Genomic DNA, 9865 nt, shown 5'->3' on the forward strand with positions numbered 1-9865 from the left:
TTACGCCGCCAATCACGCGAATCACGGCTCTGATCACGTGAGTTCCGTGCCCATGACGCTCTTCAGTGCGTTGATCCCGCCCGACGACGTCCTCGACGAGGTCGCCGCCGCGCTCGGCACACCCGAAGAAGACGATTTCCGCTGGTCAGCGCGTGAAGACTGGCATATCACCCTCGGTTTCTACGGCCATGACGACCCGGCGGACCGCGGCGACTGGCTCGCCGGGCGGCTGGACGGCGCGGGGCCGATCGACCTCCGGCTGGAAAAGGCCGCGACATTCCCCGGGGTGCTGTGGTTGAGTGTGTCCGGAACCGGGCTCCACGAGCTGGCCGTGAAGGCCGGCGCGGAGAGTGAAGGCAGGCCGTACGTGGCCCACCTGACACTGGCCCGCTTCCCCCGCGACCGGCCGCGAGCCGCGAGCGCGTGGGAGGAGCGGCTGGCCGGGTTCACCAGTGAGACCTGGACGGCGACCGAGGCCGTTCTGATGAGCAGTGACCGTGAACAGGGCCTTTCGCGCTACCGGGTGATCCGGTCGTACGCACTGGACCACGCCCGCGCCTGAAGCCGCTGATCACGGGACTGGTAGCCTTGATGATTGGGTCCGGCTGCAGTCCGTGGCGGCCGTGACCGTCTCACCCGGCGTGAAGACATCGTCCGGGCCGCACGGCACAGATATCTAGGAGCACCACTGTGGCTTTGTCCACCGAAGAGAAGAAGTCGATCCTTGCCGAGTACGGCGTGCACGACTCGGACACCGGATCCCCCGAGGCCCAGGTCGCGCTGCTGACCAAGCGCATCGTCGGCCTCACCGAGCACCTCAAGGCTCACAAGCACGACCACCACTCCCGTCGCGGGCTTCTGCTGCTGGTCGGCCGCCGCCGCCGGCTGCTGAACTACGTGATGAAGGTGGACATCGAGCGTTACCGTGCGCTGATCCAGCGTCTCGGCCTCCGCCGATAGCTTGAACCCGAGGGGGAGTGACCACATCGGTCGCTCCCCCTCGGTCTAAGAACAGAGGCGCGAGCGCGCACGAGGTACCGTCCGCCGGTCCTCGGTAGTGGTTCCCGGGCAACGGCCCGGGGGCTTCGATCGAAGACCGGCCTCACTCCTCGAGCGTCCGCAGGCGAAACAGGTCCCAGGGTGGGAGACTCGCGCCGTTACAGAGGATCAAAAGAGGAGATACACCCTATGACCGACTCCACCGGAGTCACCGTGCACGAAACCGAAGCCGTGATCGACAACGGCCGTTTCGGCACTCGCACCGTCCGCTTCGAGACCGGCCGCCTGGCCCGTCAGGCCGCCGGTTCCGTCGTCGCGTACCTGGACGAAGAGACCATGCTGCTCTCGGCGACCACCGCGTCGAAGCACCCGAAGGAGCACTTCGACTTCTTCCCGCTGACCGTGGACGTCGAGGAGCGCATGTACGCCGCGGGCCGCATCCCCGGCGCGTTCTTCCGTCGTGAGGGCCGCCCGTCGACCGACGCGATCCTCACCGCCCGCCTGATCGACCGCCCGCTGCGCCCGTCGTTCACCGACGGCCTGCGCAACGAGATCCAGGTCGTCATCACCGTCCAGAGCCTCAACCCGGACGACCCGTACGACGTGCTCGCGATCAACGCCGCTTCGGCGTCGACCCAGATCGCCGGTCTGCCGTTCTCCGGTCCGATCGGCGGCGTCCGCGTCGCGCTGATCGAGGACCAGTGGGTCGCGTTCCCGACCTGGAAGCAGCTGGAGCAGGCCACCTTCAACATGGTGGTCGCCGGCCGCATCGTCGGTGACGACGTCGCCATCATGATGGTCGAGGCCGAGGGCACCGAGCAGACCCTTGACCTGATCGCCGCCGGCGGCAAGGCGCCGGACGAGGTCTCGGTCGCCGAGGGCCTCGAAGCCTCGAAGCCGTTCATCAAGGTGCTGTGCGAGGCGCAGCAGCAGCTCGCCGAGGTCTCGGCGAAGCCGACCGGCGAGTTCCCGGTCTACCTGGCCTACGAGCAGGACGCGTTCGACGCCGTCGCCGCCATCGCGACCGACGACCTCGCGAACGCCCTGACCATCGCCGGCAAGCAGGACCGCGACAACGCGACCGACCAGGTCAAGGCCGCGGTGCTGGAGAAGGTCGGCCTCGGCGAGGGCGAAGCCTTCCAGGGCCGTGAGAAGGAGATCGGCGCGGCGTTCAAGGCCCTGTCGAAGAAGATCATGCGCAAGCGCGTCCTCACGGACAAGATCCGCATGGACGGCCGCGGCCTGACCGACATCCGCTCGCTGGCCGCCGAGGTCGCCGTGATCCCGCGGGCGCACGGTTCCGCGCTGTTCGAGCGCGGTGAGACCCAGATCCTGGGCGTCACCACGCTGAACATGCTCCGCATGGAGCAGCAGATCGACTCGCTCTCCCCGGAGACCACGAAGCGGTACCTGCACCACTACAACTTCCCGCCGTTCTCCACCGGCGAGACCGGCCGCGTCGGTTCGCCGAAGCGGCGTGAGATCGGCCACGGCATGCTCGCCGAGCGCGCCCTCGTGCCGGTGCTGCCGAAGCGGGACGAGTTCCCGTACGCGATCCGCCAGGTCTCCGAGGCGCTGGGCTCCAACGGCTCCACCTCGATGGGCTCGGTCTGCGCCTCGACCATGGGTCTGCTGAACGCGGGTGTCCCGCTGAAGGCGCCGGTCGCCGGCATCGCCATGGGCCTCATCTCCGACGAGGTCGACGGCGAGACCCGCTACGTCGCGCTGACCGACATCCTCGGTGCCGAGGACGCCATGGGCGACATGGACTTCAAGGTCGCCGGCACCAAGGACATCATCACCGCGCTGCAGCTGGACACGAAGCTCGACGGCATCCCGTCGGAGGTCCTCGCGGCCGCGCTGAAGCAGGCGAAGGACGCTCGCCTCACCATCCTGGAGGTCATCGCCGAGGCGATCGACGGCCCGGACGAGATGAGCCCGTTCGCCCCGCGCGTCACCAGCGTGAAGATCCCGGTGGACAAGATCGGCGAGGTCATCGGCCCGAAGGGCAAGATGATCAACTCGATCACCGAGGAGACCGGCGCCGACATCTCCATCGAGGACGACGGCACGATCTACGTGGGCGCGGCCGACGGCCCGTCGGCGGAGGCGGCGATCGACAAGATCAACGCCATCGCCAACCCGCAGCTGCCCAAGGTCGGCGAGCGCTTCCTCGGCACCGTGGTGAAGACGGCCGCGTTCGGCGCGTTCGTCTCGCTGCTGCCGGGCAAGGACGGCCTGGTGCACATCTCGAAGCTGGGCAACGGCAAGCGGATCGCCAAGGTCGAGGACGTGGTCAACGTGGGCGACAAGCTCCGCGTCGAGATCGCCGACATCGACAACCGCGGCAAGATCAGCCTGATCGTGGTCCAGGAAGAGGACACGGCGGACGCCAAGGCCGCCGAAGGCGACAAGGCCGAGGCTCCGAAGGCCGACGCCCAGTAATCCTGCTGGACCGATGTGAAACGTCAGGAAAGGGTCGTTCAGGACATTTTTCGTCCTGAACGACCCTTTCCTGACATGTGAGTAAGGAATCCGTTGGCTCGTCAGGTTCCCGGGCACGAACAGCCCGTCGGCAGCACCCGCACGCTGGAGTCCACTTCGGACGGTGCGGTGGTCAAGCGCAGTGTGCTGGCCGGTGGCCTCCGGGTCATCACCGAGCACGTTCCCGCCTCCCGGTCGGCGACGGTCGGGCTGTGGGTCGGGGTCGGATCGCGGGACGAGCCGTCGTCGGTCGAGGGCGCGGCGCACTACCTCGAACACCTGCTGTTCAAGGGCACCACGAACCGGGACGCCACCCAGATCGCCGAGGAGATCGACGCGGTCGGCGGGGAGTTCAACGCGTTCACCGCGAAGGAGCACACCTGCTACTACGCGCAGGTGCTCGACGAGGATCTGCCGCTCGCGATGGATCTCGTCACCGACGTCGTGTTCGAGGCGCTGTGCACGGACAAGGACGTCGAGACCGAGCGCAGTGTCGTGCTCGAAGAGATCTCGATGCGCGACGACGACCCCGAAGACCTGCTGCATGAGACGTTCGTCGGCGCGATCCTGGGCAGCCACGCGCTGGGCCGTCCGGTGCTGGGCAGCGAGAAGTCCATCGTCGAGATGTCCGCTTCGGCGTTGCGCGGGTTCTACCGGCGCCGCTACACCCTGCCGCGGATGGTGCTCGCGGTCGCCGGGAACGTCGAGCACACCCAGGTGCTTCGCTTGGTGCGCAAGGCTTTGCGGACCAGGCTGACCGGCGCGGCGACGCCGATGCCGCCGCGCGGCGGGCGGGCGCGGATCGCGATGGCGCCGAAGCTCGCGCTGCACACCGATGACACCGAGCAGGCGCATGTGATGCTCGGCCTGCGTTCGCTGTCGCGGCACGACGACCGCCGGTTCGCGCAGTCGGTGCTCAACGCCGCGCTCGGCGGCGGGATGAGCTCGCGCCTGTTCCAGGAGGTCAGGGAGAAGCGCGGCCTGGCGTATCAGGTGTACTCGTCCGTCGCGAGCTACGCCGACACCGGGCACATGGCCGTGTACGCGGGCTGCCAGCCGGAAAAGCTCGGCGAGGTCGCCGGAGTGATCCGCGAGGTGCTCGAACTCGTCGGCAAGGACGGGCTGAGCGAAGCCGAGGTCGCGCGGGCGAAGGGGCAGTTGCGGGGCGGGCTCGTGCTCGGCCTCGAAGACACCTCGTCGCGGATGTCGCGGATCGGCAAGAACGAACTGAACTACGGACGCTATCTCGGCGTCGACGACACGGTGGCGCGGATCGACGCCGTCACCACCGAAGAGGTCTGTGCGCTCGCTCGCACTCTGCTCGCCCGCCCTGGTGGCGTCTCGGCGGCGGCGGTGGTCGGGCCGTACGCTCACGCCGACGACCTTCCGGACGATCTGCACGAGGTGATCGCATCATGACCGCTGGAATTCGCGTCGGCGTGCTGGGCGCACGCGGCCGGATGGGCCAGGAAGTGGTGAACGCCGTCAACGGCGCCGACGACATGGAGCTCGTCGCCGCGCTCGACGCCGGTGACGACTTCGCGGCGCTCAAGCAGGCTCAGGTCGTCGTCGACTTCACCCATCCCGACGCGGTGATGGACAACCTGGAGTTCCTGACCGGCAACGGGATCCACGCCGTGGTCGGCACCACCGGGTTCAGCGAGGAGCGGCTGGAGAAGCTGCGCTCGTGGCTCGCGGCCGACCCGTCGCTCGGCGTGCTGATCGCGCCGAACTTCGCGCTCGGCGCGGTACTGGCGATGCGGTTCGCCCAGCAGGCGGCGCGGTTCTACAACTCGGCCGAGGTCATCGAGCTGCACCACAACCGCAAGGCCGACGCGCCGTCCGGGACGGCCGCGCACACCGCGCGCCTGATCGGCGAAGCCCGCGCGGAAGCCGGTCTCGCGCCGGGCGAAGACGCGACGACGTCCGAAGTGGACGGTGCCCGCGGCGCGCTCGTCGACGACGTCCGCGTGCACTCGGTCCGGCTGCCCGGACTGGTGGCGCACGAGGAGATCCTGTTCGGCGGCGAGGGGGAGACCCTGACCATCCGGCACGATTCCCTGCACCGCACGTCGTTCATGCCGGGGGTGCTGCTCGGCGTGCGTTCGGTGCTCACGCGGCCCGGCCTCACGGTCGGTCTCGAGAACATCCTCGACCTGTGAGGGCCCGCAACTTCGCGCTGGTGATGACGGCGGCGCTGGCCGTGTACGTCGTCCTGCTGGCGGGCCGGGGTATCGCGCTGGTGCGCACCGGTGAGACCGTGCCGGTGCTCTTCGGCGTCGGAGTCCTGCTGCTGCCGCTGCTCGGGATCTGGATCATCGTGACCACCTGGCGTTCCGGCGTCCAGATCCAGCGGCTTTCGCGGCGGCTGGACGAGGAAGGCGGCTTGCCCGACGTCTCCGATCTGCCCCGTCGGCCCTCGGGCCGGGTGGATCGCGACGCGGCCGACGCGTGGTTCGACGAACGCCGCGCCGAGGTCGAGGCGGACCAGGAGAACTGGCGCGTCTGGTACCGGCTGGCGTACGCGTACGAGATCGCCGGCGACCGGAAACGCGCCCGCGCCACGATGCGGCGCGCCGTCGAACTCGAAGCCGCTTCCCGCACTTAGTCCTCTGAACGCGTGGGCTCGATCCCGAGGACGGGCAGGCATTCGCGGACGGCGACCAGTTCGATGTCGTCCCGTCGCCGCTCGGCCCACTGTTCGCGGGTGAGCAACCATTGCTTGATCCGCGCGGGCTCGCCGCGCCGCGTGTCCCAGGTGACGCCGTTCGGCACATACCCCAGGGCCTGAGAGACGCGGTTCGAGGCGTGGTTGTCGACGAAGGCGTCGCTGGACGACTCGCGGGCTCCGATTCCCTCGAAGGCCAGGTGCAGCACGGCCTGCCGCATCTCCTTGCCAAGGCCACGGCCACGCAGGTCCGGGTCGAGCCAGGAGAACGTGGTGACCGTGCCGAAAGTGGCGAAGTCGATGCCGATCAGATCCTGCATGCCCACCGGCTCGCCATCGACGACCACGACGAAGTACAGCCGCCACTGGCTCTCGTTCACCCGGCCCCGGCCCAGCCAGATCCCGCGCAGCCAGCGCCATTCGCGCTCCGGACCGTCTTCGTAGAGCGAGGCCGGATCGTCGAAGGGCCACGGGGGTTCGGTGACCACGCCCTTGCGGACCGTCGGGACCAACCGCTCCAGGAGCTCATCCGTCGCCCCCAGCAAGGACAACCGGGGTGTGTGCACCTGCACGTTCAACGGTGGATACGCGGACGAAGTCGGCATGGGCGGAAACCCTAGGGGGCGGCCGCCATGGCGCGCATCACAATATCGGCGCTCAGTAGTGGAACCAGCCCGCGAACAGGGCGGGGGAGGCGGCCAGCAGGCTGAACCGCAGCCAGCGGCCCAGGAAGCCGGTGGCCAGGAACGTCGCCAGCGGCATCCGCACCAGCCCCGCGAGAACGCTCGTGGCCATGTACGGCGGCAGGCCGACGACCGAGCTCACCCCGTACGTGCCCGCCATCCAATGCGGATGCCGATGGCACCGTTCGCGCAGTGCGTCGAGCCGGGCGCGCATCTTCTTGGTGCGCGCCCGCCATCTGTCCCGGCGCGGGGTGGGCGGCCGCTCCCGGTGCAGGCGGTCGTGCAGCGGTTTCGGAAGTTTGATCGTGCCCTTCGCGGCGAGGTAGTAGAGCGTCTTCCCGCCCACCTGACCGGCCGCGACGATGGCGCCGAGCAGCAGCCACGGCATCGTCGGCTGGCTCGCGCACAGGCCGATGAGGAACATCTCGATGCTGACGACGGGGAGGATCGCGGAGCCGAAGGCGACGCCGAACGACAGGAGCAACCAGCCCACCATCGTTGCCTCCCCGTTATCTTCGTTCTCTCCAAGCTATCAGCTGAAAACCAGGACGCACTGGGGCCAGCCCCCGTTCCCGGCTTCGGGGCCGCACCAGAAGATCACCTGTTCGTCGGCTCGCGGCCACCTGCCGCTGCCATGCTGGAGCCGTGGCCGACGTGCACGACGCGGTCCGCGGCCAGGGTTTCGCGGATCGCTTCGCCGACTTCTGCGCGGCCGTGGTGCGGCGCCTCCCCTTCGGGCTTTCCCGGCTGGTGGCGCCGAGTTTCCTCGGTTTCGCGCTCATCAACGGGTTCACCTTCGCGGTCGACCTGATCCTGCTGACCCTGCTCCGGAGCTGGCTCGGCCTTCCGGTGTGGCTGGCGATCACGCTCGCGTACGCGACGGCGTTCGGGTTGAGCTTCGTGCTGAACCGCAGCATGAACTTCCGCTCGCACGCGCCCGTCGGAAAACAGGCGGTGCTGTACGTCATCGCGATCGTCATCAACTACGTGGCGTTCCTGCTCGGCGTCGGCGCCGGGCTGGCCGCGCTGGGCGTCGACTACCGCCTCTCCCGGCTCATCGCCGGGGCGTGCGAAGGCGTCTTCATGTACTCGGTGATGCGCTGGGTCGTGTTCGCGAAGTCAGGGAGCGAGCTCGAGGTCGAGACCGCCGGTGAGCCGGACTTCGCGCACGTTCGTGCTTCCGGTGTCGAGGATGCGGACGGTCCCGTCGGGCGACCAGCCCGCGCGGCGGAAGAAGCCCAGTGACGCGTGATCGGTCTGGGCGACCCAGCTGATCCCGCGCGTGGCACCGTCCTCGCGCAGCCAGGCGGACGCGTTCGCCAACAGCCGTCCCGCGTGCCCGCGCCGTCCCCAGCGCGGCTCGACCAGCAGCGAGGCGATGAGCGCCGTCGTCGAAGCGTCGTCGGGCAGCGAACCGTCGGCGGTGGCCACCTCGCTCTCCGGAGCGCGGCCGGCGACACAGAAACCGACGGTGAACTCGCCTTCGGTGGCGAGGAAGACGCGCGTGCCCGGGAACTCGATCGTTTCGGCCCAGGTCTTTTCGAGTTCCTCGATGTCGAGCCCGGCGACAGCCGCTTCGCCGAGCAACTCCGTGTAGGCGCTTCGCCAGGTGTCGCGTTGGATTCGGGCGATTTCGGGGGCGTCGGACACGACTGCGGGGCGGACTTCGGCGGCGGCCATGCTGCGCAGATTAGCGGTGTCACGGAAAACTGTCGGTGGTGGATGGCAGCATGCGGACGATGAGCACTACGACCATCAGCGGGCCGGTCGCGCGCCGGATCGCGCTGGCCGCACAGGGGTTCGCCGAAGCACGTCCGGGCGGGGCGGTGACACGGCGGCATTTGCAGCGCGTGCTGTCGCGAGTCCAATTGCTGCAACTGGATTCGGTGAACGTCGCGGTCCGCGCGCACTACATGCCGCTGTTCTCCCGGCTCGGCGCGTACGACCCCGCGCTGGTGGACGACGCGGCCTGGTCCCATTCCGCGCGCAAACCCCGGATGCTGGTCGAAACCTGGGCGCACGAGGCGAGCCTGCTGCCGATCGCGGACTGGCCGCTTCTGCGGTCCGGGGCGAAACGCATGGGCTGGTGGACGAACTACTCCCGGGTGCTGGAGCAGACGCCGCAACTGGTGGACGACATCCTCACCGTCGTGAAGGAACACGGACCGATCGGCGCGGGCGGTATCGAGCGCGCGCTGGAGAGCGACTCGGGTCGTGGCAAACCCGGCTCGTGGTGGGAGCGGTCCGAGGTCAAGAAGGCCTGCGAGTGGCTCTTCGGGATGGGGCAGCTGACCACCGGCACGCGCCGGTCGTTCGAGCGGCTGTACGACTTGACCGAACGCGTCGTCCCGCCGGAGATCCTGTCGCGGACCGTGAGCCCGGAGGAAGGCGCCCGCGAGCTGATCACGCGCGCGGCCGTCGCGCTGGGCATCGGCACCGAACCGGATCTGCGGGACTACTACCGGCTCGGCCCCGACGTCAGCAAGCGGGCGGTGGCCGAACTGGTCGAGGAAGGGGTGCTCGAACCGGTGACCGTGGACGGCTGGCCCGCCCCGGCGTACCGGCACGTCGCGGCGAAGGCGCCTCGCCGCGTCACCGGCCGGGCCCTGCTGTCGCCGTTCGACCCGCTGATCTGGGAACGCGCCCGCACCGAGCGCATCTTCGACTTCTTCTACCGCATCGAGATCTACGTGCCCGAGCCGAAGCGGATCTACGGGTACTACGTGTTCCCGTTCCTGCTCGACGGCGAACTCGTCGGCCGAGTGGACCTCAAATGCGATCGGGCCGCCGGTGTGCTTCGCGTTCAGGGAGCCTTCGCCGAGCCCGGAGCGGATGTCGCGCGGGTCGCGAGTGAGCTGGCGGGCGAGTTGCGGCTGATGGCGGACTGGCAGGGGCTGGACGGGGTCGTGGTGGGGGAGCGGGGCGACCTGGCGCCGGTGCTGTCGCGCCTGGTGCAGTGAGGCTTTGACCACCGAAGTACATGAAGGCCCCCTTCCTTGCGTCAGGCGCAAGGAAGGGGGCCTTCATGTAC

General features: G+C 68.9%; 10 protein-coding genes and 1 pseudogene. 8 read left to right on the plus strand and 3 right to left on the minus strand.

Features of this window, described 5'->3' with window-relative positions; genetic code table 11:
* The first annotated feature begins 52 nt into the window (after positions 1–52).
* The 6 genes from thpR to ACFVM3_RS35100 all read left to right on the plus strand — a co-directional run bounded on the left by thpR (position 53) and on the right by ACFVM3_RS35100 (position 6091).
* On the plus strand, positions 53–562 hold the full coding sequence (gene thpR / locus ACFVM3_RS35075; protein WP_378444195.1) for an RNA 2',3'-cyclic phosphodiesterase: 510 nt from the start codon (positions 53–55) through the stop codon (positions 560–562).
* A gap of 128 nt (positions 563–690) precedes the next feature.
* Complete coding sequence (gene rpsO, locus ACFVM3_RS35080; protein WP_003084034.1) at positions 691–960, plus strand: 30S ribosomal protein S15; 270 nt, start codon at positions 691–693, stop codon at positions 958–960.
* Positions 961–1188: 228 nt separating this feature from the next.
* The gene (locus tag ACFVM3_RS35085) at positions 1189–3444 is read left to right on the plus strand and encodes a polyribonucleotide nucleotidyltransferase (protein WP_378444196.1); all 2256 of its coding nucleotides are present in this window, start codon (positions 1189–1191) and stop codon (positions 3442–3444) included.
* Positions 3445–3537: 93 nt separating this feature from the next.
* Entirely contained in the window at positions 3538–4902 is a 1365-nt protein-coding gene (locus tag ACFVM3_RS35090; protein WP_378444197.1) for a M16 family metallopeptidase, read from the plus strand.
* Positions 4899–5645 carry a 4-hydroxy-tetrahydrodipicolinate reductase gene (gene dapB, locus ACFVM3_RS35095; protein WP_378444198.1) on the plus strand — a complete coding sequence of 249 codons (747 nt, stop codon included), beginning with the start codon at positions 4899–4901 and terminating at the stop codon, positions 5643–5645. The genes ACFVM3_RS35090 and dapB overlap by 4 nt, the downstream gene beginning before the upstream one ends.
* On the plus strand, positions 5642–6091 hold the full coding sequence (locus ACFVM3_RS35100; protein ID WP_378444199.1) for a tetratricopeptide repeat protein: 450 nt from the start codon (positions 5642–5644) through the stop codon (positions 6089–6091). Before dapB ends, ACFVM3_RS35100 begins: the two co-directional genes overlap by 4 nt.
* Here ACFVM3_RS35100 and ACFVM3_RS35105 read toward each other — a convergent pair.
* Positions 6088–6756 (minus strand): GNAT family N-acetyltransferase, encoded by a 669-nt coding sequence (locus ACFVM3_RS35105; RefSeq protein ID WP_378444200.1) that lies wholly within the window; start codon positions 6754–6756, stop codon positions 6088–6090. The genes ACFVM3_RS35100 and ACFVM3_RS35105 overlap by 4 nt on opposite strands.
* A 52-nt stretch (positions 6757–6808) precedes the next feature.
* Positions 6809–7330 carry a YqaA family protein gene (locus ACFVM3_RS35110; protein WP_378444201.1) on the minus strand — a complete coding sequence of 174 codons (522 nt, stop codon included), beginning with the start codon at positions 7328–7330 and terminating at the stop codon, positions 6809–6811.
* A gap of 254 nt (positions 7331–7584) precedes the next feature.
* On the opposite strand from ACFVM3_RS35110, the pseudogene ACFVM3_RS35115 reads away from it, so the two are divergent.
* Positions 7585–7887: pseudogene (locus ACFVM3_RS35115) on the plus strand (GtrA family protein); the annotation flags it as partial.
* 66 nt (positions 7888–7953) lie between these two features.
* Here the strand turns inward: ACFVM3_RS35115 and ACFVM3_RS35120 are convergent.
* On the minus strand, positions 7954–8514 hold the full coding sequence (locus ACFVM3_RS35120; protein WP_378444202.1) for a GNAT family N-acetyltransferase: 561 nt from the start codon (positions 8512–8514) through the stop codon (positions 7954–7956).
* A 59-nt stretch (positions 8515–8573) separates the two neighbouring features.
* On the opposite strand from ACFVM3_RS35120, the gene ACFVM3_RS35125 reads away from it, so the two are divergent.
* Positions 8574–9794, plus strand: a complete 1221-nt coding sequence (locus ACFVM3_RS35125; protein WP_378444203.1) for a winged helix-turn-helix domain-containing protein — start codon at positions 8574–8576, stop codon at positions 9792–9794.
* Positions 9795–9865: the final 71 nt, after the last annotated feature.

This window comes from Amycolatopsis sp. NPDC057786, from assembly GCF_042797905.1.
Taxonomy (GTDB): Bacteria; Actinomycetota; Actinomycetes; order Mycobacteriales; family Pseudonocardiaceae; genus Amycolatopsis.